A 25,573-nucleotide genomic window follows, 5' to 3' on the forward strand; every position below is an offset into this window, starting at 1 on the left:
AGGGCGTTTACCCGCGATGAGCGGTCTAGTTGACAGCTTCCTGCCTGGTCGCCGAAGGTGTGTCGGCGGCTCTGAAGCTTGGCCGGAGAAAATCGACGACCTCGGCGTCCGTGATCGGTTTGATATGCAGCCCGAAAGCGGCGTTCAGTGAAGTGACAAGGTACTGTGCCCAAAGGGTATTCCAGACGACGCCGGCATGAGTGTCTGAAAGGTAGGTGTTGTGCGGATCGTCGCCAGTGGTATTGGTGATTGCCCAGCCAGGCCCCAGATGCACGGTCTTGTAATTCGGGCGGCCATGATCATCTCGATCGCCCCACAGGCTTCTGAACCACAAGCCAGCGTCGAGAACATGGACATGGCGGTTCGCTGAGGCGAGCGCGCGCATGCCATTGTTGAAACGATCAATGCCGGCATCGATATTGGCGATCTCCCTGGCGGATTGCCAGCTGTTGAACTCGCCAGGCCAATCGGCGTCGCTGCCCCCGGTCACAAGCACGACATAGGTATCCGGATGATATTTTTGGATTAGCGCGACGGCTTCGCCAATGGACTTGATGCAGGCATTGATTGCGCTCGCGGGGCGCACTGCATCGGGATCGCGGGACAGCTCGTCAAAAAGCTCGTGGCTGCTGAGATCGTTGTCGCCAATCTGGATCAGTACGACGCCGCCTCGCCACGCTAGGGGTTCCATGTCCATCAAATCGACGAGTCGGATCGCCTGGCGCTGCGATTGCCCCATCAACTGGCTGCAGGTCGCGCCGCTAACCGCAAAGTTATAACGGTAGTCCTCTTTGGGAGGCGTGCGGGCGAGCGCACCCAAAGCTTCGCTGGCAATGGCCCGATACTTGCCGGTTCCCCAAACGCCCCATTTGCCCTGGTCGATCTGGTCTCCCCGCAACTGCGCGAGCACCTCGGTCCACTGCCACGTGGTCGCGCGCCACTGGCCTCCTCGCGCGTGCGGATCGCTCAACATGACCGTGTCGTGGTAGGACTGGCTATTGGAGTCACCAAGCACGGCTAATCGCACCCTTCCAGATGGCGATTCCGACGCGCTGGCGACGGTGACCGGCACACGGCGAAACAGGCCGGGAACGGCTAACCTGACAAAAAGGCCGGTGACGGACAGTACGCCGAACAGCGCGATCAGCAACACCCTACGCGAACGGGACATAGGCCATTTACCCTATCGTGGCGCACCGAGATCATGACCCTTCGAGGGCGTTTTCCTGTTCGTCGTGCGCGGTTTCGGCAAAGCGGTCGAGCAGTTGCTTGCCCATCACCGCCGCGCCGGCCGCGCGGAACATCTGGTTGTGCATGCCAGGAACCTCGGTGACGACCAGTTTGCCGCTGATCACTTCACCCCAGCCCATGTCGTGCGCAAACAGGCGGCCCTTGAGCACCTGACCGCTGCGGAAGATCTGGACATTGCCGTCGTAGGGCTTCGGACGATACCGTACCTGCTGCTCGCGCAGATAGCCGATATTGCGGCCATACCAGAGATTGTCGTCGATCATGTTGTTCGCGCTGTCGTTCTTCAGGAGACCGAACTTCACCGCAAGCTGCGTCAGACGAAGCCAGCGAACGGTCCGAAACTGCTGGAGGAACGCAATCATGGAGATCTCGCCACGCTTCGCCAGGCGGTAGTCGCGCGGGATGTCGTCCATGCGCACCTGGACTTTGCGCAAAAGGCGATCGTACCAGGGCATCGATTCCCGATACCCCGGGCACCAGGAGTCGGTGAGGACGACGAGTTCCACCGTTTCGCCTTCGCGGCGCAACTGGTGAGCCGCCTCCAGCGCCATCGCGCCCAGCACACAATAGCCCATGAGAATATAAGGGCCGCTTGGCTGGATCAGTCTGATGAGTCGCACGGCGTCCGCGGCGAGATCCTCGAAAGCGCGCAACGGGAAGTTGGGCTGAGGCGTCTTCGGCACCATGGGAACGTCGACGATGGGCCGCACGTCGCCGACCTGTTTGGCCAGTTCATACAGGACCGCGATGTTGTTGAGCACGATGACGGGCGTTTGCGAACCCTCCTCGTTGAAGCGCACGACGTTGTGCGCTTTCGCCTCCAGCTCCGCACGGCTCATAAAGCCGCTCACGCCCACGCCCCCCGCGACTTGCGCCGTGTCGTTTCCGGCGGCGGGCGCGGGCGCTCGCTGCGGCATGACTTCGGCGGTTTCCAGCACCTCGCGCCATTGGGCCAGATGCCGGTCGATCGTCTCGATGTCGTAGAGGTCGGTGTCGCCCTCACAGGAGATGCGCCAGCCTTCCGGGCGCCGCACCATGAAGAAGTTGAGGTCGTAGAGCGCGCCCGCGTTGAAGGAGGGCGAAGTCGTCGCGGCGAAATCCTGGCGTCGGACCTCATCGCCCATGCCGACGAAGCTTTGCTGCAAAGCGAAGTTGACCGAGCATAGCGGCGGCCGGTTCATATCCGACACTTCGCCGGCCATCTCCATCATCTCTTCGAACGGCACGTGCAGATGCTCGATAGCGTCGCTGAGCTTGGCGCCACACTGTGCGGTGATATCGGCAAGCGTGCTGCCCTGGGTCACATCGAGGCGCAGGATCACCGTGTTGATGAGCGGCCCGATTACACCTTCGAGTTCCTGCTGATCGCGCACCGACATCTGCGTGCCCATGGCGACTTTGGGCTGCCCAGTCGTCTTTTGCAGCGACATCGCAAGGCCCGCGGCCGCCACGCTGAAGAGCGTCACGCCTTGCGCCTTGGCTGCCGTGATCAGACGCTCGCTCAAGTCGCCCGGCAACAGAATCGAGCGAATGACGCCCTGGAAGCGCCGCTGCGGCGGCCGGGGGCGGTCGCCCTTTACGTCGAAGCGGCTGAACCCTTTAAGCTCCTGGCGCCAATGGACGCGAGCGCGATCGATCGCCGCACTAGCCAGGAACTCACCCTTCCATAGCGCGTAATCGCCATGGTGCAGCTCGACGTCCGCGTACTCGGGATCATGGCCCGCGTGCAACGCCGCGAGTCCTTCCACGAGTTCGCGCACGAGGATCGCGAAGGACCAGCCGTCCATCACCAGCGAATGGAAGGTCAGCTGCAACTCGCCTTGCGTCCTCGACCTCGGCAACCACACGGCGCGGAAGAAGGACGCCGACGACACGTCGAAAGGCGTGCGTGCCTGCTCTTGACCCACACGCTGCGCCTCGGCCAGCGCCGCTTGTTCGTCCAGACCGCCGAGATCCACCACCGCGAGCCGGAAGGGGGCGCGGCTCCAGACCTGCTGGCGCAGCCCCGCGCCCGTCATCAGGAAGCCGGTGCGCAAGATCTCGTGCCGCGCGACCAGTTCGCTGAGCACCTGTTCGATGCTCGCGGCAGTAAGCGGGCCCGACAATTGCAGCCGGAAGGCGATGTTGAGCGCGGAGGCCTTAGGCGACGCCTTCTGCTCGTGCCAGTAACGTACCTGGCAGGCGGTCGCGGGGAACAGGGCGTGGCCCGCCTCGACCTCCTGCACAGGTGCGATATTCAAGGCTATCGAGTTCATCGCTCAGGCTCCCTCGGCAATCCTGCGCTTGAAGTTGAGGATCGACGGCCGCGCCGCCGCGGGCGCCTCGACCGGCTCGTCCGTCTGCGTGCCGTCAAGGCTCGCGGCCAGCTGCTCGATCGTGACGTTCTTCATGAGCTGACGCGCATCCACGCCCAACCCGCGCTCGTTCATTCGTGCAACGATGCGGAAGAGCTGGAGGCTGTCTGCACCGAGGCTGAAGAACTTCTGGTCGATGCCCACCTGCTGCAGGCCGAGCACCTCGCCCCAGATCGCGGCGATGGTGGCCTGTGTCGGCGTCATGGCCGCGGGTTCGGCTGCAGCGACCACGATTTGCGCGGCCTCGCGCGCCGCCGGTTCGATCGGCACCGGCGCTTGCGGCACGACCTTGAGCGCGGCATGCGGCTGGCGCACCGGCGCGGCCACCATGTCCGCCGTCGGCACGGGCAGGGCCTTGCGGTCGAGCTTGCCGTTGCTGGTCTGAGGCAGCGCGTCGAGCGTCATCCACAGTGTCGGCACCATGTAGGACGGCAGTTGACCGGCGACATGCGCTGCGACTGCGCTCTGATCCGGTTTGTCGGAGCCAGCGCCAACCAGGTAGCCCACGAGGCGCGCGCTGTCGGCCACGGTATGCAGGGCGACGGCAGCCGCGGCAACACCGGGAGCCTTGCGCAGGGTGGCCTCGATATCCTCGATCTCGATGCGGAAGCCGCGCAGCTTGATCTGCTGGTCGCGACGGCCCAGGTGCTGGAGCGAGCCGTCGGCGAGCCGCTTCGCGAGATCGCCGGTACGGTAGAGCCGGCGCGGCGCGGCGCCTTCGATGGCAACCGACTTGAAGGCGGCATCGGTCAGGTCGGGGCGGTTGAAATATCCCTTCGCCAGGCCTTCACCGCCAATCCACAGTTCGCCACTCACGCCTTCGGGCGCCAGATGCAGGTCGTCGGTCAGCACGTGCAGGTCGGTATTGGCGAGCGGCGCGCCGATCACCACCGGTGCGTTCGCAACGACACGCGAGGCGGAGGACCAGATCGTCGTCTCGGTCGGGCCATAGAGGTTCCACACCTCCGCGCCGGTCGCGAGCAGGTCGTCGGCGAGGTCACGCGGCAACGGCTCACCGCCGCACAGGATCTTGAAGCCCTTCGGCGCCTTGAAGCCGGCCTCGAGCAGCATGCGCCACAGCGAAGGCGTCGCCTGGAGCACGGTGGCGGCTTCTTCCTTCAGGCGGGTCACCAGTTCGAAACCGGTGCGCACTTCCGCGTGGCCGGCGATGAAGGTCCGCCCGCCGGCGATGAGCGGCAGGAACAGCTCGAGACCCGAGATATCGAAGGAGAACGTCGTCACCGCGACGATGGTGTCCCTGACCGTAAAGCCCGGCGCGTGCGCCATCGAGAGCAGGAAGTTGCTCAGCGCGCGATGGCCGATCTCCACGCCCTTGGGCTGACCCGTCGAGCCCGACGTGAAGATCACGTAGGCCGAATCCGCGTCCGTTACGGCGGGCAGCGCCACAGTCTCGTCATCGTCCTGCGCGAGGAGCGCCTCCACGTCCAGCACGCGATGCGCGCCCGGTTCCAGCACCGTGAGGCTTTGCTCATCGCTGAGGATCGCGGCGATGCCGGCGCCATCGAGAATCTGACGCAGGCGTGCAGGCGGCATCGTCATGTCGAGCGGCACGTAGGCGCAGCCCGCGCGCCACACGCCGATCATGGCGGCCACGATCATGGCGCTGCGTTCCATCGCGATGGCGACGCGTGAGCCCGACGCGATACCCGCCGCCATGAGCCGGCGCGCGATCTGGCTGGCGCGCGCATCGAGTTCGCCGTAGGTCAGGCTCGTCGAGTCGTCCGACACGGCCGTCGTATCGGGAGCCTGCCAGGCCTGCGCGGCGATCAGCGCGGGCGTCGTCTGCGAGAGATCGTAGTCGCGCTGGGAAGCGTTCAGCTCGTCACGCAGATGGTGGATTTCCGCATCGCTCAAGAGCGGCAGGGCTGCGACAGGCGTTTCGGCATCGCGGGCGATCGCCGTCAGCAAGGTTTCGTAGTAGCCGAGCCAGCGCTGGATCGTCGTTTCGTCATAGACGTCGGTGTTGAAGTCGCAATCGAGCCGCAGGCCCTGGGCCGATTCGATCACGTTCAGGAACAGATCGAAGTTGCTGTAGGCCTTCGCGTTCGGCGCGAAGTGCGTGGTGACGCCTGCCATGTCGAGTTCGCCGTCGACCTTTTCCAGGTTGAACTGCAGATCGGTCAGCGGCAGCCGGTTGAGATCGCGCTTGATGCCGAGGTCACGCACGAGTGCGCCGTAGGTGTAGTTCTGGCGGTCGCCTGCGTCGTAGAGGTGATCGCGCACCGCCTTCATGTGCGTGGCGAAAGGCTTCTCGCGGTCGAACTTCACGCGCAGCGGCAGGAAGTTCACGCAGTGCCCGACCAGCAGCGCTTCGCCCGCTTGCGACTGGCCGGCCATCGGTGCGGCGATCACCACGTCGTCATTGCCGGACAGACGGCCGAACAGCACCTGGGCCGCGCCGAACAGCGTGGCGAACAGCGAGCAGCCCTGCTTCGACGAAGCGGTCTTCACCTGCTTGAGAAGATCGGCTCCGAGATGGCGGGTCGTCGACGCGCCGTTGAAGCTCTTGCGTTCCGGACGCGGGCGGTCGCCGGGCAAATCGGGTTGCGGCGCCGGGATGCGATGGACGTTCATCCAGAACTCGCGCGTTTCCTTGTCGACACCGATTTCGTCCTGCGCCTTGGCGAAGGCGAGGAAGCTCTGCACCTCGTCGAGTTCCGGCTGCGTACCCCAGACTTCTGCGGCGTAGAGCGCAGCCAGATCGCGCAGGATGATGTTGATCGACCAGCCGTCGCAGACGATGTGATGCGCCGTGAACACGAACGCCCACTTCTGCGCTTCGAGGCGAACCAGTGCGGCGCGCGCGAGCGGGCCTCGGGTCAGGTCGAAGACCTCGCGGGCTTCCGCGTCGATGATGGCCTTGAGCTCGCCCGCCGGATCGGCGTGAGTGGAAAGGTCGATCGGGACCAGCGGCACGGTCGTCGTCGGTTCCGCGAACATCATGTCGCCCACGCGCGAGAAGTGCACGCGCAGCGCATCGTGGCGGGCAACCGTCGCGGCGAAGGCCCGTTCGAACGCGGCCTCGTTCAGCTTGCCATTGAGTTCGAGCGTGAACGACTCATTGAACGCGAGCGAGGCTTCGTGGCCCTGCTGGGCCGACATCCAGATTTCCTTCTGCGGCTCGGTGAGCGCCGATTGCGTGAGCGCCGGTTCGACCTGCGTCAGCGCCGCGGTGTCCTGCGCGCCGCCGAGAATGCCGACGCGCTGGAGCGCATCGATGCTCGCGATGAAGGCGTCGCCGATCTTGCGGATGTCCTCGTCCGAATGGCTCGTCGTCAGGAAGCAGGGGAAGCCCTCCATGATATGCACGCCGAGGTAGCGCATATACGGATAGAAGAGGCTGCCCAGGCGATCCTCGCCCGCGAGATTCACATAGAACCAGCTCGAGAAGGATTCGGCCCGCGTAGCGATGCCGACCTTCTCCAGATGCGCGTTGACGCGCTGCACGAGGCCGGCCATGCGTTCGCCGAGGCCTTCCTGCAGCGCCGGGCCCGCTTCCTTGAGGTGCAGGAGGACGGCCTTCATTGCGGCCAGCACGACGGGATGGCGCACGAACGTGCCTGCGAAGAACGTCGGCGGAACTTCGGGTACCGAAGCATCGCCGAATTGCCACTGACCACCGTCGAGCGCGTCCATGTACTGCGTGGTGCCGGCGAGCACGCCAATCGGCAGGCCGCCGCCGACCACCTTGCCGTAGGTCGCCATGTCGCCCTGGATGCCCCACAGGCCTTGCATGCCGGCCGGGTGGACGCGAAAGCCCGTCACGACCTCGTCGAAGATTAGGGCCGACTCATTGGCGGCCGTCACGTCGCGCAACTGCTGCACGAACTCCTTCGGACGCAGATTGGGATGGCGCGACTGCACCGGCTCGATCAGGACGGCTGCGATATCGTCGATGTTTGCCTTGATCCACTCGAGGCTTTCGGGACGCGCGTAGGGCAGCACGACCATGTTGCCCACGGAGGTCTGCGGAATTCCCGGGGCGAGCGGGAATGCGCGCGGCACGCCCGCTTCGCTGCCAGGCTTCACGAGCACTTCGTCGAACTGGCCGTGATAGTCGCCGTCGAAGCAGACGACCTTGTCCTTGCCGGTCACCGTGCGCGCGAGACGCATCGCCGCCATCACGGCTTCCGAGCCGGTATTGCAGAACGTGACGCGCTGATGGCCCGTCATGTCCGAGAACATCTGGGCGACTTCGCCCGCGAGCGGCGACTGCGGTCCGATAGCGAAGCCTTCCGCCAATTGCGCGTTGACCGCCTCGACCACGAAATCGGGCGTGTGGCCGAACGCGGTCTGGCCGTAGCCGTTGACCACGTCGATGTATTCGTTGCCGTCCACGTCCCAGATCTTCGAGCCCTTCGAGCGCTGGGCGACGATCGGATAGACGAGCTCCTTCCATTCCTCGCGGAAGCCGCTGGCGGTACGCGGATCGGCAAGCACCGACCGATAGGACTGCGTACGGGACTTGGAGGTGGCGGTTTTCGCCGAGTAGCGCGTGGCCAGATCGGTGATGAACGCCTGCTGCGCGTCGGTCATCTGGGCCGAGTGCGAGGCGCCGGGCTTGTACGCGGTGAAGCGCGACGGGCGGTTCTCCTCGAACTTGATCTCCGGGCCGGCGGCGTGCGCGGGCGCGGTGGCAGGCGCGGGCGCTGCAGCGGCAACGACCGGCGCGGCGGCGACGGCTGCGGGCACCACGATTTGGGCCGCTGCGGGCTGCGGCACGGCCAGCGGCGCACCTTGCAGCACCTCGAGCTGACGCGCCATCACCGACTGCATCGCGGCGAGCTGGTCGCGGATCACCGACTGGAGGTCGCCCGTGGCTGGCTGAACAGCCACAGGTGCACTCACTTGCACTGCCGCAGCGGCGACCGGAGCAGCCGAGACTTGAACAGCGACCGGCGCAGCGACAGGTGCAGCAACCGGCGCAGCCTCAGCCGGCACTTCCGGATCGGGCGGCATGGCGCCATCGAGGAACTGCGCGAGAGCGGGCAGCGTCGGATAGTCGCTCATGATCTGCCGGAAGCTGATCGTGACGTCGTAGCGGCGGCGCAGCTGCCGGGACACTTGCCCCATGAACAGCGAGTCGTAACCGAGATCCCAGAACGTCACGTCCGGATTGGACGTATCCGGTGCTTCGCCGGACATTTCGGCGAGCAGCGACGCCAGTTCGGCAATGAGACGCGGTTTGCGGTCGATTTGGACGGTTTGGGCCATGGCGGTCTCAGGAATATCGATTAGGGCTTCGGACGGGGCTTGTGCGGCAATCGCTGGGGCAACGGTCGTCGGCTGGCGTGAAGAGGCGGTTGCCGGGGCGTCAATCCAGTGCCGTTCCGGCTCGAAGGGGTAGGTCGGTAGCGAAACGCGGCGGCCGGATTCAGCGCGGAGCGTTTGCCAGTTCGGCTTGACGCCGTTCAGCCACAGGCGCCCGGTTGCCTCGGCGAGGACGGCAAGCTCGCGCTCGCGCGTCGCGAAGTCGGGCAGCGAGGCAATCGCGCCCTGATGCCGGTCCTTGGGCAGGCCCTGCAGGACAAAGGTCGAAAGCGTGCGGCCGGGGCCGATTTCAAGCAGAAGCGGCTTGGCCTCTGCCGTGACCGTGGCCAGCGCGTCGCTAAAGCGCACGACATTGCGGCAATGGCTGGCCCAGTACTGTCCCGAGACGGGCTGATCCATCGCCGCCCACTGCCCGGTCACGGAGGACACGTACGGAATCTTCGGCCTCGCGAAAGAAAGACCGTCCGCGACCTTGGCAAGATCGTCGACGACGCTGGACATCACGCTCGAGTGGAACGCGTGCGAAGTGTGCAGACGTCGATGCTCGATGTCGCGCGCCTTGAGCGTGGCCTCGAATGCCTCGATGGCCGCGAAGGGGCCTGCCACGACGCTGAGCGTCGGCGCATTGATCGCGGCGAGATCGACGTCGGCGGGCAGCATCGCGCTGAGTTCGGCCTCCGACAGGCGCACGACCAGCATCGCGCCCGGTTCGGCCGACTGCATGAGCGCGCCGCGTTGCGCGATGAGGCACAGCGCATCCTCGAAGGCGATCGCCTCCGCCACGCACGCCGCGACCAGCTCGCCGACGCTGTGGCCGATCATGGCTGCCGGCTTGATGCCGCGCGAGATCCACAACTGCGCGAGCGCATATTCGACGAGGAAGAGCGCAGGCTGTGCGTAGATCGTCGAGCGGATCGGGTGCGGGGTGTCGTCGCCTTCCGGGGCTTCGCTCAATAGCAGCGTGCGGATGTCCAGGCCGAGATGCGGGGCGAGTGCCTCGGCGCCCCTGTCGATCCACTCGCGATAGACCGGCTCGGTGCGATAGAGCGCGGCGCCCATGCCCGGATACTGTGCGCCCTGGCCGGGGAACATGAAGACGACTGCAGGCGTGGCCTGCGGGGCCTGTGCTTCGATCGCGCCTTTCTGCAGCCTGGCCTGGGCCTGCTCCACGCTCTCGGCGACCACAACGGCGCGGTGCGTGAAATCACGGCGTCCCGTTTGCAGCGTCGCGGCCACGTCGGCCAGTGCGATCTCCGGATGGTTTGCGAGGTGCGTGGCGAGATTCGCCTTCGCGCGCTCGAGTGCGGCGGCGCTGCGGGCCGATATCGGCAGGATCTGGAGTTGTCCGCTTTGCTCGCCCGGGGCGGTACGGCTAGGCGCCTCTTCGAGCACCACATGCACGTTCGTCCCGCCGACGCCGAGGGAACTCACGCCGGCCCGGCGTGGCGTAGCGCCCTCAGCCCAGGGACGCTCGGCCGTATTGAAGAAAAACGGACTGCTGGCCAGGTCGATGCCGGGGTTGGGCGAACGGAAGTGCGTGAGCGGCGGCAAGGTGCGGTTGCGCAGCGCGAGCGACGCGGCGATGAAACCCGTCACACCTGCGGCCGCGTCGAGGTGCCCGACATTGGCCTTCGCCGAGCCGAGTGCGCAGAATTGACCGCCCTCGGCGCCGCCCAGGCGAAACGCCTGCACGAGGCCCGCGAATTCGATCGGATCGCCGAGCGGCGTAGCCGTGCCATGGGCCTCGACATAGCCAATCGAGGCCGGATCGATGCCGGCCTCGGCGTGCGCGATCGCAATGGCGCGGGCCTGGGCATCGACGCTCGGCGCGGTGAAGCCGACCTTGTCGGAGCCGTCGTTGTTGATGCCCACGCCGCGGATCACGGCATAGATCGGATCTTCGTCGGCGATGGCGTCTTCGAGACGTTTGAGCAGGACGACGCCGGCACCGCTGCCGAAGACCGTGCCCTTCGCATCGGCATCGAACGGACGGCACACGCCGTCTGGCGCGCCCATGCCGCCTTCTTCATAGAAGTAACCGCGCTTTTGCGGGAAGGTGATCGAGACGCCTCCGGCCAGCGCCATGTCGCAGCGTCCCGCACGAAGGTTCTCGACGGCGAGGCTGATGGCGGTGAGCGAGGTGGAGCATGCCGTCTGCACGGAGATGGCCGGCCCCGTGAGTCCGAGCTTGTAAGCGGTGCGGGTCGCGACGAAATCACCGGCCCCGACGAGCTTTTGATACTCGCCGATCTGGAACTGGCTCGTAAATTCGTCGATGACCGCGCGATCGGAGAGGATGTGCTTGAGGAAGTACGTGTTCATCGACGTGCCGGCGAACACCCCGACGGCGCCGGTGATCGTCGCCGGGTCGTATCCGGCATCTTCGAACGCTTCCCAGGCGATCTGGAGGAAGAGGCGCTGTTGCGGGTCGGTCAGCGCGGACTCGCGGGCGAGCATGCCGAAAAAGCCGGCGTCGAAGTGATCGACATCCGCCAGGATCGGCCGCGCCTTGACATAACTCGCGTCGCGGCGCGACTTGTCGTCGAAACTGTCTTCCAGTTCCGCCAGGTCGAAATGCGTGATGCAGTCGCGCCCCGCGAGGATGTTCGCCCAAAATTCGGAGACATTGCACGCACCCGGAAACCGTCCGGACATGCCGACGACTGCAATCGCTCCGCTTTGCGCGCCTCGGCGTGGACGGATCGCCTCTTTGCTTGCTGCCGGGAGCGTCGCGCGCAGTTGCGCAGCCAGCGCCTCGACATTGGGGTGGCGGAACAGATCCACCAGCGCGACCTTGGCCGCGACGTCGCGCGCGATGATCGCGTGTGCGCGCATCAGATCGAGCGAGCGCAAGCCGAGGTCGAAGAAGTTCGCACGGCGGTCGACGGATTTGCCGAGGAGCCCTTCGAATACAGACGCGAGCTTGTCGGCAATGTCGTCGTCAACGGGCAAGGGTGCTACCGATGATTCGGATTGCGTATCGATTTCCGCAAGCAGCGCTTTGCGGTTGATCTTGCCGTTGGGCGTCAGCGGAAAATCCGGCAGCACACGCAGCTCCGACGGCATCATGTAGTCGGGCAGGGCGGACTTGAGATAGGCGCGGATTGCATTCAAGAGGGCCGAGGCGTCCGCTGCATCGGCCTTCACGAATCCCGCGATGGCCTTGCCCATGCGGCCATCGAATGCCGCCACGGCCGCGTCGGCCACGCCGGGCGCCACGCGCAACGCATGTTCGATTTCGTCGAGTTCGATGCGTTTGCCTGCAATCTTGATCTGCCGATCGTTGCGGCCCAGAAATTCGATTGCGCCGTCCGCGCGGCGGCGTACGAGGTCGCCCGTGCGATAGAGCTTGGCACCGGGAGCGAAAACGTCGTCGACGAACTTCTCTGCCGTCAGTTCGGGGCGGTTGAGATAGCCAAGCGCGACGCCGTCGCCGCCGGTGACCAGTTCGCCGATCTCTCCATCGGCAACAGGCATGAGCTTCTCGTCCACGATGTAGGCGCTCGTACCCGCGATGGCGTAGCCGATGGGAATGGCATCGCCATGCGCGAGCGCCTCGCCGTCACGCGGAATGCGGTAGCAGCAGGTGAAGGTCGTGTTCTCGGTCGGACCGTAGCCATTGATGATCTGCAGACCCGGATGGGCCTCCATGACCTTGCGTACGTGGACGGGGGACAGCACGTCCCCGCCGGTCAACGCCTCCTTGAGCGGAAGAAAGGCTTCCAGCCGATAGTCGGCGAGCGCATTGAAGAGGCCAGCCGTGAACCAGGCGCTGGTAACGCCAAGTCGCGCTATCTCGGACGCGATCGTGTCGAGAGAGGGCTGGACCTCGTTGATGATGGCGGCACAGCCGCCGTTCAGGAGCGGTCCCCAGATCTCCAGCGTGCTTGCATCGAAAGCGAGCGGCGCGAGGTTGAGGAAACGCGTGTGGGGCGAAAGCTCGGTGAACGTCTGGCCCTGCACGAGGCGCAGAATCGCGCGCTGCGGCACGATCACGCCCTTGGGCTTGCCGGTCGAGCCAGAGGTGTACATCACGTAGGCAGCGTCGTCACGAGCGCTAGCGTAGAGCGGTGCGGGCTCGGCCGCCTCCGCAGCCGCCACGACATGCTCGAGATCGACCGAGACGCCGTTCAGTTCGCCAACGCTGGCGAGCGCGGCCGCTTCAGCGATGATGAGCTTGGGCGAGCAGTCGGAAACGATGAAATCGAGCTGCGCCTTCGGATAAGCGCGGTCCAGCGGCACGTAGACGGCGCCCAGCCGCAGGATCGCCAGCATCAAGGCCAGCGTGTCGCGGCTGCGGGAAATCATGATCGCGCAGCGCTCGCCCGGCTCGAGTCCCATTTCGTGCAGGACGGTTGCGAGCCGCGCCGAACGTTCGCCGAGGGCGGCGTAGTCTTCCTCGCCCGTCGCGTCAATCACAGCAAGATGATTGCCGAACTCGGCACATACGGCGTCGAAGCGCGCTGCCACGCCAGGCACATGATCGGTCCCGCCCGGCAAGACGCCTGAAAGTCCATCTCTGTGTGACATTTGCTACTCCCCCACGATTTTGACGAAGGCCGCTGCTGAGCAAGGCTTGGCGATGCGCTCGCCGCACTTGCGCAGAACGGCAGCCGGTCACAGGAAGCACAAGCGCCAGGCGGTTTTGCGCACCGGCTCGCGTCCCAAATTTGAAATTTGCTGTAGGAGGAAGTTAATCTTCCGTGGGATGCCTATCCGTTCGCCGTCGCACACACGATGTGCTGCAGCAACACATCACGCCGGGACTGCGTGGGCGCATCGGCGCGCAGGCCGCGGACTGCATTCCGCCATGCGAGCGGGTTTGGCGGTATTCGCGGCGGGGGGCCAGGGTGCGTTGTTTCGAGGCGAAGACTGGCGATTCCTGTGTTGCGTTGTGCGTGGCAACAAGCGGCTGGTGCGGCCGGAATGGACGATGCCGGCGTTCCCGAGGCCTTGGGAAGTCAGTTCATGTCGATGATCGACCAGCCACGGTGGCGCGCCGCCACTGCGCCCGCGCAGCTCGGACTGGGTGACAGGGCGCGAACGCGCCAATGCGAGGCTTCCTGAGCCGCGCCGCCGACGAAGCGCGGTGTCGTGTCGCCATGAACGGCAAGATCGAACTCGAAATGCTCCGGCGGCAGGATGAAGCCGGTCCCGAGCGCTTTCAGGCAGGCTTCCTTGCGCGCCCAGGTTTCAAAGAAAACCGTTTGCCGTTCCGATGCCGGGAGCGCGTCGAATTGTTCGCGCTCCCTGGCGGAGAAGACCTGGAGCGGCATGCTTTCCTCGATCGCACGAACCCGTTCAACGTCGATGCCCACCTCGAAGCCGTTCGAAATGACGAGCGCCGCCGTATTCTCGCTGTGGCTCAGGTTGAAGCAGATCCGCCATCCAGCTGGTTGGCTCGTGCAAAACGGTTTGCCTTCCGGACCATACTCAAGTGCGACCGCCCGCGGGGATCGCGCGAGATAGCGGCCAAGAACTTGTCTGACTTCTCCCCGGCCAATTACGTAGCGGCGGCGATGCAACTCGAAGCGAAAGTTGCCGGCGCGCTCGTGTTCCTGCGCGGATAGCATCGCCCAGTACCGATCAAAATCGCTCCCACAGGCATCGAGGTCCCATTGCCAGACATGGACTTCTTGCATGGTGGGCGGCGTGAGGGGCGACGAGGACATTGAGGGCCTGGTTCGACTTGCGGTTGGGAGTGTCGGCGCGCAGGGGCTTCGCGCCCATCCGGTTGCGTGCGCAACGAGCGGCTGACACACAAGAGAATGTACAGATACATCTCTCGCGGATTTGTTGGGCAACCCACGGAACGGGACTTCCGACACGGCCTACGATTCATGAAAGCGTGATGAAATAACGCTGCACTGCGTGCGCGCATGTGTACGGGGTTCGACTAGCCGACGCGGCAATTGCCGAAACAAGGCGACGACACAAAACCTGTGAGGCTCTCCGAAAGTAGCTGGGCTGCAGAGTCCTTTGCGACTCGATGCGGCGCCGGACGAATCGTCTATTGCTTCGGCTTCCAGAACGCCTCCCGGTTACGTTCGTTATTGGTCCGAAGCCCGTTTGGGGAAGGGTTGTCAATCGATTCTGCATGGAATTAGAAAGTATGATTAATTTATATGTAAGACATATTTCTGGACTCCCAACGGTAGCCCTGCTCCGGTAAGGAACGGTAAGAATATGTGTGATTGACGTGCTATCAGATCGAGACCGATAGTTTTACTCTTTGCACGAGGAAGTTGTCGAAATTCAGATCGAGGTGTGGGATGCAGTGTGATTTTGACAATGTCTACAACGTGAGTGTGATCATTCCACACTACAACAGCCTTGATTTGCTTTGGGTGGCAATAGACTCGATTTCCAGTCAAACCGTTGTTCCGCGGGAAATCATTGTCGTCGATGATGCATCGGGGCTGCAGTTCGAGTTGCCGGGTCGTTGCGGAGACAACATTGCCTTGCGCCTGATTCGCGAAAGCGAGAACCATGGTGCGGCGTGGTGTCGAAACCGGGGCATTGAAGAGGCCACCGGTGATCTGATCGCCTTCCTCGACGCTGACGACCGATGGCTCCCGAACAAGCTCGAGCGCTGCATCGCCGCGTTCGGCCCCAGGCCTGTGGGGAACGAAGCGAAGGTGCTCTTCAGCAACGTCGTGCTAACGGACGCAGGGCGGCGCATCGTGGGCAACCGCTCTCCCTACGATGGGCAGTCGATGCTCGACTTCATCCTGCTGGAGGGGGGCTATATTCAGACCTCGTCGATCATGATGTGGCGCCATCAGTACCCGCTGATCAGCTTCGATGGATCGTTGCGCCGTCATCAGGACTGGGACTTCGCCATTCGAGCTGAAATGGCTGGCTGCGTATTCGTTTATCTGCACGATGCACTTGTGGAGTATTCCTTGAGCGAAAGCCCCGCCAGAATATCGAAGGCGATCAGTTGTGAGCCCAGTCTCGTATTTTTTAAAAAATATAACAAGCTCATGTCCAAAGGGCATGTCTCATCGTTTATATTTAATGTTTTGATTTACAAGAAAATGAGTATTGCCTTGAGGCTTGCCATTGTCGAGCGAGTTTTGTTAAGAGAGATAGAGATTCCCAGCAAGGATTGGGCGTCGCACTTTGCGAGGCTGCTCATCGGGTGGGGAGGTGTGAATTTAATCAAGCAGTTGAGACGAATAATCCAGGCTGAGGATTATTCGACTTGAGTGTCATCGGCCTCGAAAAATAAAAGTCATAGCCGGCGGCCCGGCAAGCGTGCATATCCCGTTTCTTCCCCCCCAGTTTTCCACTTTGAAGTTCGAAGCTCTCATCAAGGGCTGGTTCATTCCCCTTTTATCTCCCCAATCGGCACCGTTATGGCGAGGACGTTTATAAACGTCATGCGTGCCGTCGCAGGGATCATCCGGTCGGGGTTGTGTATGTCGGCGCACAGAGGGTGCATCTGCGCTCTGCTCTAATCTCAAGGCCGATGCCGCCTGCGGGTGGAGAACGTTTCGACTCCGAGGTCCTAAATGCGTCAATTTGTCCGCGATTTGTTTTACTCGTCGGTCGCCGATAAACAGGTCAACCTGCCGCTGCCACCGACGTCGCTCGCGATCCATTCGCGCAAGCTCAATATATTGCTGCTCGGCACGTGTTCTGTGGAGATGCTCGTCAAGCGAAGCGCAAACTCCGGGCACAACATCCGGCACATACTGATGGGATCGAAACGTTACGCTCCGATTCCAGACGCCGCGCCAACCGATGACGTCGTCGTCGCGAATCTCACGCTCCGCCACATTCTGGGCGAAGTGACGCAAACGTCCGAACCTGTGGTCGACATGGTCTTTTCGCGCCTGCGCTCGGACGAGGAAGCGCGCTCATTGCTGGAGAGAACAGGAGAATATCTCGCTGAGAAAGTGGCGCAGGTCGCCGCGCAGATCACGACGGCTCCTATTGTCTTCATGTCGTTTTTCGAGCCGAGCTTCAATTACGACGGCGATCTCATCGATCCATACGCTGTGACATCGCCCGGATACCTCGTACGTGAGATTAACCGGCTCTTGTCGGACGCTGTGCACAAGACAAACAATTGCTACTTTCTCGACGCCAACGAGATACTCAATTTTGTCGGCCGCCGGCACCTGCAGGACGATGTCCTGTTGAGCAGCTCCCACGCTTCGTTCATCAACGATTGGGACTTCAAGCTGGACGCGAATCGGCTGATTGCGCCCAAAGCGATTGGCCATATCCTGACATATGAGGTCGCGTCGCGCGAATTTACTCTCACGTTCCTTTCCCGGATCGAAGCGATAGTCAAGGTCATCGAGCAGCGAGACCCTGTGAAGCTGATTATCGTCGACCTCGACGACACCCTGTGGCGCGGCGTGGCAGCGGAAGGCGAGAGCGTGAGCCAGGAACAGCGCATCGAAGGCTGGCCTATCGGCCTCGCTGAAGCCTTGCTGTTCTTCAAGAAGCGTGGTGGATTGCTGGCGATCTGCAGCAAGAATGAAGAAGCGCCCACCGTTGAACGGTTCAACGCCATCTGGCGCGGCGCCATCGCCATGGACGACTTCGCGTGCGTTCGCATCAACTGGAAGCCCAAGTCGCAGAACATCCTTGAAATCCTCAAGGAGGTGAACCTGCTTCCGGGCAACTGTGTCTTTATCGACGACAACGACCGTGAGTTGTCGGAGGTGAAGGCGGCGATTCCTGCCATCCGCTGCCTCGGCGGCAATCATTACGACTGGCGACGAATCATTCTGCGATCGGCCGAAACGCAGGTCCCCATCGTCACCGAAGAGTCATCGCGCCGTACCGAACTCGTGCGCGCGATTTCGCAGCGCGAAGCGAGTGCCGACGCGAACAATGGTGTTTCGCGGGAAGAGTGGCTAGCTTCGTTACAGCTTCGCCAGTCATTCTTCTTGATCAAGACGCCGCAATCCAGGCACTTCGATCGCGCGTTCGAGCTTATCAACAAGACGAATCAATTCAATACGACCGGGAAAAGATGGGAACGGTCGGAGTTCGAGGCGTTCATCAGCCATGGCGGGTACTGCGTGGTCTCTTCGCTGCGGGATAAATTGATCGACAACGGCATCATCGCTGTTTGCCTGATCAACGGCGAGAAGATTGTTCAGGTTGTCCTGTCGTGCCGCGTGTTTGGGCTCGGCGCAGAGTTGGTCGTGGGGGCGATTGCTACGCGGTTGGCGTTGAAATCCGGATCTGAAGTCCGCGCTGAGCTGGTCGATACCGGGAGGAACGCGACCTGCCACGACTATTTCAAACGGCTCGGGTTCTCCCAAACGGCCGTGGGTTTGTACTCGCGCGCCGCGAACGAGCTGCCGTCCTACATCGAGATCGAGAATCTGGGCGCGGCCGAGTTTCCACCTGTGCGGATTTAGTGCTGCGCTTGATTGAGGCGCTTGCGATACAACGCAAGCGCCTCAATCGCCCAATGAAGGCAAGCAGGTGGGAAGGCCCAGTATGCCGACGTGGCGCTCCCGCAGGCTGGCTCTTCTGAGAGGTCGAAAAAAGAATGATAACCCCGACTAGTCCTTTCCCGGTGTTTGCCGCGGTGCTCCTCGCACTCGCCACTGCCAGGGTTTTGATCTGGCGATTCGGCGCCCCCAACGCTGCAGGACGCTTTGCGACGATTGACGGATTGAGAGGGTACCTGGCGTTTTTCGTTTTTCTGCACCATTCCTGCATATGGTACTACTACATCAGGACCTCACAGTTTGACTCCCCCCCATCGACTTTCATGGCGAATATCGGACGAGCCAGCGTGTCCCTGTTTTTTATGATTACCGGATTTTTGTTTTCGACCAAAATAATCAATGACAAAGAGAACGGAGTTGGCTGGATCAAGCTTTACGTCTCCCGAGTCCTGCGGCTGACGCCGTTGTATCTGTTCACCATGCTGCTGCTTTTCGTTGCGGTCGCTTTTATGTCACGTTTCGCGCTAACGCAATCTCCTTTGACGCTAACGATCAACGCATCGAGATGGTTAGCGTTTTCAAGTTTTGGTGAGCCGGATCTCAACGGGGTCAAGGACACCAACCTCATTTTGTCGGGTGTGCCGTGGACGCTCGCCTATGAATGGGGATTCTATCTTTGCCTCCCTTTGCTGGCGGTGATGATTGGAGCTATTCCGTCGCTTGCGGTATTGATAATCGGATTTGTCGGCGTGCTCGATCTGGTCCATTTTCATGCGGAATCGAGATTCCTGGCACCGTTTCTTGGAGGGATCATTGCGGCACTTCTTTGTCGTCACGCCTGGTTCCGCCACCTTTCACAGAGGAGCATTGCCTCGATCGTTGCAATCGCTGCGATCACCGTGGCGGTTACCTTGTTTCCAACGACCTATGCGCGGATCCCGTTAGCGCTGCTTTCCATGAGCTTTGCCGTAATCGCGGGCGGCGCCTCCTTGTTCGGCGCCTTGACCAGCCAGCTATCCCGCATGCTAGGAGAGCTCGCTTACAGCATCTATCTGCTCCACGGGTTCATTCTGTTTACGCTTTTCAACCTTGTCGTTGGAAAGCAAAGCGCGCGCGTATTCACCCCTCTGGAGCACTGGTTCACGATCCTGCTGACCACCCCCGTCCTGGTTCTTGTCAGCTATACGACTTTTCGATTGATCGAGAAGCCCGCTATGCAATACACCGAAAGTGTTAGCAAGTGGGTACGCCAGGTCATCTTTGCGAAGCGTGGCGCGTTGGAAGAGTCGCTTTGAATGCGTTGGCGCGGGTTCCACCTTAGCGGAAGGTGTGCGAACGTCTGATGGATATCGGCCTTAATCCGGGGCAGGGGACTGAGTTCGTCGAGTGGCAGCGCATTACTTCTCATGCCCAACGCTGGCACGTGCTTTTGTCCAAGAGTTGCGCGGGGCCCAATGGCAGGCCACTGCGGCAACCAGCAGGACGTAGTTTGCGAGGAAGTAGTACGTTAGAGAATGCACTCGAATATCGAACAATGCTTCGAGGCATAGAGGCAGGATAGTCAGGAAAGGGAAAATCTTCAAAAATAGGCCCACCCACCCATCGCCTCGTGACGAGAGGATCATGGACAAATAGAGGCAAACCGCCAAAACGCTGAAATCATACGACATCAACCTCGGGTTGAGCAGAATGAGGATGGCGAGGAAATAAAACAACTCGCTGGCGGAGCTGATCTGCACAGCGCGTTGCCCATGCCTGTATCGAAGAGCTGCCGATATCAGTACAACGAGAAGCATCAGGAGAAGATGGAGAGCAAAGCCGACTTTCCCCATGCCGAACCTGGAAAACACGCCGAAAATTGTCAGCCCTGCATCCCCATGCTGGATGATCTGATTGTAGATGGCGCCCTGGAATCCAGCCCACAGCTGAGGATAGAGAGCAGGTTGCGCAATGTAGATTCCGGCAACCGATAGCAGCACTGCGACGAATGCGAGCAAACTGCGGCGGGGCAGAAAAAGATAGAGCAAGGCATAGGCAAGGAAGTAGGGCTTTATGGCAGAAAATAATATGATCGCGATTGCATGTGGCGCCAACGTGTAGGCCGACCGCCTCGTGTATAGAAAGTACGATAGCGAAACGAGAAGCAGGTGTGCGAAGACGCTGATGTTCCCCGTCTGGATCGAAGCAAAGCCCGAACCGCCAATCAGGAAGCCGAGAACCAGGCAAGGCGCCAGGCGATGGTAGGGAATTTGAGACTTGAGACTCAGGCTAACGCAGACGATGCCTGCGACAGAGGCTAGAACCAGGAAAGCAAATGCGCTCGGGAAGTCGACAACGGAAAACACTTTGAGGAAAGCTGGCGGGTAAACAAATGGAAAATCACCCGATGCGCACGCGTAGGGATCCGGTCCCTGCGAATAGCAACTCAAGCCTTTCTCATAGACATGGTAGTCCCAGAAAAACGAGCCGCTTGTTCCGCTGAATGCGAGAACCAAAATGAAACAAGTGGCGGCAGATAAGCTCCATAGAAGCCATGCCTTGTCGTCGTTAGCGCTCGCCATATCTAGCTTCAAGTCCATCCCCATCTCGGTTAATGACCGTCAAACACTATGGCGGCATAACGGCCGGACATGAGTCCCATCTTCGAATTCCCGAACGGTCGCTGCGCAGCTCACCCATTTTTTGACGGTGAATACGATCGCGTAATCGTGCACGCGTTGGCCAAACGTGAGAAACCCGCTATGACTTCGCCCATAGAGCGAAAGCGCGAGCACTGTCCTTGGGCTCGTGGGACGGCCGCACACGCGCATTGCGGGATTCAGTGGTCAACCATAGAGCATGGTCGTGAGTAGGTCTGTACGCCAGCGTACGTCACCCGACCATGTAAATGCGAAACGCCGCTCGACTTGCGGGTGTCTTGCACGGTACCAGCGCGGAAACAAATGGATCGCTCACGAGCGCGCCGATCGGGACGTGCCACCGGGTGCCCATGCGCGATCCGCGATCCTTGGCGCAACCGAAGCTATGGACTGCCTGCAGGCTCTGTACTGCTGCAATCGAACTCAAGCAAACGTAAAGCGTTTATCCAGCTGGTATTTTGTGAAATAGCCGATCACCAGACCGACTGCGCCACCGGCGAGCCGTCCGGCTTCGCCATGAAAGAGTGCGTTCGCGATGAATTCCACGGACCAGAAAAGGATCGTGGTGCCCAGCCCCATGACAACGTACAGCGAGAATGTGCGCACGCCGTGTGCAACACTCTGGTGCTCGTAGCGGAATATCCAGGCCTTATCGAGCAGATATTTGACGACAAGCCCAACACCGGTGCCTACGCACACTGAAAGCGGAATCGCAAACGGGCCCCGGTATAAGTGAAAGGCGAGGCTTTGACTGCCCAGATTGGCGCCGATAGAAATGGCGGCGAACGTCGCGTACCAGAACACGAGCCGCGAGCGGCTCAGTGACATGCTAGCAGCGGTGCTGCTCATAGCGTACTCCTCTTGAACGCCGCGCAGGGCAGCGCGCGCATGACAAGCGTGTACTCGGCACGTGAACCGCTCGCCTCACCACGCACGACGCCGGTTATCCAGTCCATCGCGATAAAGCGATCGTAATGGCCCCAGAAAGCAGGCATCGGGATGCTGATGATGTGTGCTCGCCGGACAAAGGAATAACGGTCAACGCATGTTAGGCAAACTGCCCCGGAGCCACCGTTCGCCGGAGCACAAAGCATTGCCTTCTTGCATGCGCGCTCATCCTTGTCGGTCGCGTCTCGAATACAAGCAGCGTCAGATTCGATCGCGATGCGTACCTCAGGAAAAGCGAAGCGTGGCGACGTAGACCGCGACGCGATCGAAATACGCGGCGATTTCGTGGTCAGCGCGCAGTATTTCTATCGCATCCGTGAGCGGAGTTGCGTGCCGTGGCGGAACAAGCCTGCCATTTGTCGGGACGCAGGGGATCGCGATTGTGCGTGCTGAGAAAGCAGTACCGCGGGGCCGCTGCCAGGCGCTCTAACCGCGTCGAGCGGTTCGATGTGCGCGGTCCGCGGCCTGGTGGAAGATGTCCATTCCGTGTCAAGTTACTTGCAAAGCAGAAGCAGGCGCTCCTGGTCCGAACACGGCCGTGCATTGACTTGTTCTGTGGCGACGGCGCGCGGCGGCGCGGCCGCCTGCATCGCGGCGCGATGCGCGAAGCACGCCTTCAGGCGTCGCTCAACGGGCGGATAGTATTGCCAGCCTTTGCCGAGGCCCGGCAGTTCGAGCTTCACTTGCTTCCATTTCGGATGCCCGTGCTCCTGCAGGTTGTCGAAGTTCGCGCAGAGCGAATCGGCAAAGCGCTTCAGGTTGCCGACCGTATCGCGCAGGTTGTAGTCATAGGTGACGAGAAAGGCCTTGACCGTCCATGTCGGCACGTCTTCCTTGAGCCAGTTCGGGTAGCTCGACACGTGAATCGTCGCGGGATAGTAGGTCTGCTTTGCGCGCGCCGTTTCCGGCGCGTTCGCATCGACGCGCAAGAAGCGGATCTGCTGAAGCAGTTCGGGGTTCATGTCGGTAAAGAGCTTGGCGGGTTGCCCGGCGACGATGATGGCCACATCGATCTTCTTGACGATGAGCGCGGCCAGCGCGTCCTCGTTGCTCAGGTGCTGCGCGTTCTGCTCAGGGATCGGCTGGCCGAACATGAGGCGGTACAGCGTCGTCGCCGACTGCGCGGTGCCGCTGCCGATCAGCCCGACGCTCATTACCTTGTCCTTGATTTCGTTGATCGTCTTCATCGGCGAGTCGTTACGCACCACGAAGTAAATCTCTTCGTCGTAGAGCGGCATGATGAGCCGCAGCGGCCGTATCAGCGTGCCGGCCTCTTCGTTGCCGGAATTGGCCATGTCGACGTAGGCCTGGTAGACGTCGGACTGCACGAGCGCGAGCTTCACGCCGGGCTCGAAACGCATGCGCTGCACGTTTTCGGCCGAGCCTTTCGATGGGATCACTTCGAGATCGATGCCCGCCGGCTGCGCGACCCATTTCGCCAGGTCCTGGCCGATCTGAATGTACGTCCCGCGCTCCTGGCCAGTCACGATCTTGTAGTTCGCGTCTGCGGCAGCGGCGAGCGCGAGTGTCGAAAAGAGCAGGGCAATCAGCGCCGCCAGTCCTGCGAGCATCGTTTTCAGCATGGTCTCTCTCCCGCCTTGGATACGTTCTACAGCAGACTTCGATTTAATCTGTAATCGTTTTCAATGCGTGCCTTCGGAGGATGGGGCGTCCTTCCACCCAAGTTGGCGAATCGCGCGCTCCTGGGTATCGACGCCGTCGTCGTTGCTGCCAGGGACGGTGGCGCCGGCGGCAGCGGATTGATTCGCAGCTGCCGATGTGACGCTCGTATCCGCACTTTCGACGTCCGTTGGATGTCCATTGGCTGGCGTGCCACTCGCGCTCGGCAGCGGGGGAGGTGACGTGACTATGGCCGGGGCGTTCGGCGCGGCCGGCGCAGCGGCGCCCCAATCCCGCGACGACGGCAGCGGAACGCTGCTTGCATCGCGCGGCCGCGGCACAGCCGCGTCCGATTGCGCGGGGCCGATCGGCGTACGAAGCGGCGACCAGCCCGTCGCCAGGATGGCGCGCTCCATCAGCGATCGTGCGTGCGGGCTGGCCGGATCTATCGCGAGCGCCAACGATGCCTGTTCTCGCACGCAATCCCAGGCACGTTGCGAGGCACATCGGTCCGCGCTTTGCAGGGCATCATCGCGGCGTTGCTCCGCAGGTGCGCTGTCGCGCTGTATCTCGCGCGCTGCCTGATTGCTCGCGCCACGTGGAAGTGTGGCATTCGCGCTTGGCAAGCTTTTCTCCGCGAGGCTCGCGCGCGTGACGCGTACTTCTCTTTCCTGGCCGCGCCTTTCGCCGTATAGCAGAAACGCAGCGTATGCGATTGCGACAATGAACCAGGCGAGCAAAACGCCCTTCACGAAGCGCCCTTTACCGGTGCGCCAGAACGGCCGGTGTTCCTCGAGTTGATAGTGGTGCAAATAGTCTGCGTGCACCGCCGGGCGATGGGATGCGGCCGCGCCGGCGAGCGACACCTTTGCAACGGCCGGCATAGGCGCTGCCGCGGAACCGATGACTCTTAAGGTGGCTTTCGGGCGCGCGTGCGCAGCCGCGTCGAGCGGGCGATCCGTGCCGCAATAAGGGCAGGAATCGACGTGCTGATAGAGCGTCCCGCCACAGAACTTGCATGGTGTGGGGAAACTCTGGTTACGAGTCATCTGAACTGACATGCTGTCGTTCCACCGTCATGGCGACGCCATTTCGGCATGTTCAGGATCGTCGTTGAAGCGATCGGCGAAGCCTCGCGGAACTCACGATCTGCATGCGCAGGAGAGCGGCGGTGCCTCACCGGGCGCAGCCGCTCGAAAGATCATATGAGTGATTTTCCGTTCATACGCACCTTGGCAGTGTTGTCTACCGCACATATGCGCTGCCTGCGAGCAGTAGGTCGCCAACAAACCTGTTTGTCGGTCTAAATCGTGCCGGATCATGGCAAGATCGGGGATTTCCCCGAGAAGCGTCCCAGAGGACCCGGCGGGCCGGGGCCAGCTTGCTGGACGCCGTTGCTTCCAGAGTCATGCGGTTTCTTGTCGCGTGGGTGTTGAGACGACCTATCTTTTTGTTTTTATTGGAAATATTTTGATATGGCACTCAATCTTGACATCCGATAGTTCCCACCTGAACTCGCAAGAATGCCTTTGGGGTTCAATCAATTTCAACGGAAATTCCCCATTCCGCCCCTTCTTGAATTTGTCACTCCCCGTCCATATAATTAGCACTCACCGCATGAGAGTGCTAACAACTCCGGTGCGAACAACATCTCTGGCTGGCGGTAGTCGGCAGCCAGGTTTTCTTGAGTCGCTTCAAGTCCTAATCAAGAGAGGATCTATCCATGAACCTTCGTCCTTTGCATGATCGCGTGATCGTCAAGCGCCTGGATCAAGAAACCAAGACCGCTTCGGGCATCGTGATCCCGGACGCAGCGGCAGAAAAGCCGGATCAAGGCGAAGTCCTGGCCATCGGCCCGGGCAAGCGCGACGACAAGGGCGCCCTGATCGCGCTCGACGTGAAGGTCGGCGATCGCGTTCTGTTCGGCAAGTACGCTGGCCAGACCGTCAAGGTCGATGGCAACGAACTGCTCGTGATGCGTGAAGAAGACATCATGGCCGTGGTGAACAAGTAAGTTCATTCCACCGCTCACTATTCAAGAATT

11 protein-coding genes are annotated in these 25,573 nt (G+C 61.7%); 4 read left to right on the top strand and 7 right to left on the bottom strand.

Features of this window, described 5'->3' with window-relative positions; genetic code table 11:
* Window positions 1-25: 25 nt before the first annotated feature.
* From AB4Y36_RS19045 to AB4Y36_RS19060, 4 genes are all read right to left on the bottom strand, one after another.
* Complete coding sequence (locus AB4Y36_RS19045) at window positions 26-1,171, bottom strand: SGNH/GDSL hydrolase family protein (RefSeq protein WP_368683810.1); 1,146 nt, start codon at window positions 1,169-1,171, stop codon at window positions 26-28.
* A gap of 31 nt (window positions 1,172-1,202) precedes the next feature.
* Entirely contained in the window at window positions 1,203-3,506 is a 2,304-nt protein-coding gene (locus AB4Y36_RS19050; protein WP_368683811.1) for a condensation domain-containing protein, read from the bottom strand.
* Window positions 3,507-3,509: 3 nt separating this feature from the next.
* Window positions 3,510-13,427: an amino acid adenylation domain-containing protein gene (locus AB4Y36_RS19055; RefSeq protein ID WP_368683812.1), complete on the bottom strand. Its 9,918-nt coding sequence runs from the start codon at window positions 13,425-13,427 to the stop codon at window positions 3,510-3,512.
* 431 nt (window positions 13,428-13,858) lie between these two features.
* The gene (locus AB4Y36_RS19060; protein ID WP_368683813.1) at window positions 13,859-14,569 is read right to left on the bottom strand and encodes a 4'-phosphopantetheinyl transferase superfamily protein; all 711 of its coding nucleotides are present in this window, start codon (window positions 14,567-14,569) and stop codon (window positions 13,859-13,861) included.
* A 600-nt stretch (window positions 14,570-15,169) separates the two neighbouring features.
* Here AB4Y36_RS19060 and AB4Y36_RS19065 point away from each other — a divergent pair.
* The 3 genes from AB4Y36_RS19065 to AB4Y36_RS19075 all read left to right on the top strand — a co-directional run bounded on the left by AB4Y36_RS19065 (window position 15,170) and on the right by AB4Y36_RS19075 (window position 19,617).
* On the top strand, window positions 15,170-16,108 hold the full coding sequence (locus AB4Y36_RS19065; protein ID WP_368683814.1) for a glycosyltransferase family 2 protein: 939 nt from the start codon (window positions 15,170-15,172) through the stop codon (window positions 16,106-16,108).
* Window positions 16,109-16,414: 306 nt separating this feature from the next.
* The gene (locus tag AB4Y36_RS19070; protein ID WP_368683815.1) at window positions 16,415-18,286 is read left to right on the top strand and encodes an HAD-IIIC family phosphatase; all 1,872 of its coding nucleotides are present in this window, start codon (window positions 16,415-16,417) and stop codon (window positions 18,284-18,286) included.
* Between the two features lie 134 nt (window positions 18,287-18,420).
* A complete protein-coding gene (locus AB4Y36_RS19075) occupies window positions 18,421-19,617 on the top strand; it encodes an acyltransferase family protein (RefSeq protein WP_368683816.1) in 1,197 nt (398 codons plus the stop codon).
* A 102-nt stretch (window positions 19,618-19,719) separates the two neighbouring features.
* Here the strand turns inward: AB4Y36_RS19075 and AB4Y36_RS19080 are convergent, their stop codons facing one another.
* From AB4Y36_RS19080 to AB4Y36_RS19090, 3 genes are all read right to left on the bottom strand, one after another.
* Window positions 19,720-20,901 (bottom strand): hypothetical protein, encoded by a 1,182-nt coding sequence (locus AB4Y36_RS19080; RefSeq protein WP_368683817.1) that lies wholly within the window; start codon window positions 20,899-20,901, stop codon window positions 19,720-19,722.
* Between the two features lie 483 nt (window positions 20,902-21,384).
* Window positions 21,385-21,810 carry a GtrA family protein gene (locus AB4Y36_RS19085; RefSeq protein WP_368683818.1) on the bottom strand — a complete coding sequence of 142 codons (426 nt, stop codon included), beginning with the start codon at window positions 21,808-21,810 and terminating at the stop codon, window positions 21,385-21,387.
* Window positions 21,811-22,403: 593 nt separating this feature from the next.
* Window positions 22,404-23,492, bottom strand: coding sequence for a TAXI family TRAP transporter solute-binding subunit (locus AB4Y36_RS19090; RefSeq protein WP_368683819.1), 1,089 nt, complete (start codon window positions 23,490-23,492; stop codon window positions 22,404-22,406).
* Window positions 23,493-25,252: 1,760 nt separating this feature from the next.
* Between AB4Y36_RS19090 and groES the strand changes: the two genes are divergently transcribed.
* A complete protein-coding gene (gene groES, locus AB4Y36_RS19095) occupies window positions 25,253-25,543 on the top strand; it encodes a co-chaperone GroES (protein WP_028202123.1) in 291 nt (96 codons plus the stop codon).
* The last annotated feature ends 30 nt before the right edge of the window (window positions 25,544-25,573 follow it).

Origin of the sequence: Paraburkholderia sp. BR10936 (assembly GCF_040965735.1) — a bacterium.
Classification (GTDB): Bacteria; Pseudomonadota; Gammaproteobacteria; order Burkholderiales; family Burkholderiaceae; genus Paraburkholderia; species Paraburkholderia nodosa_A.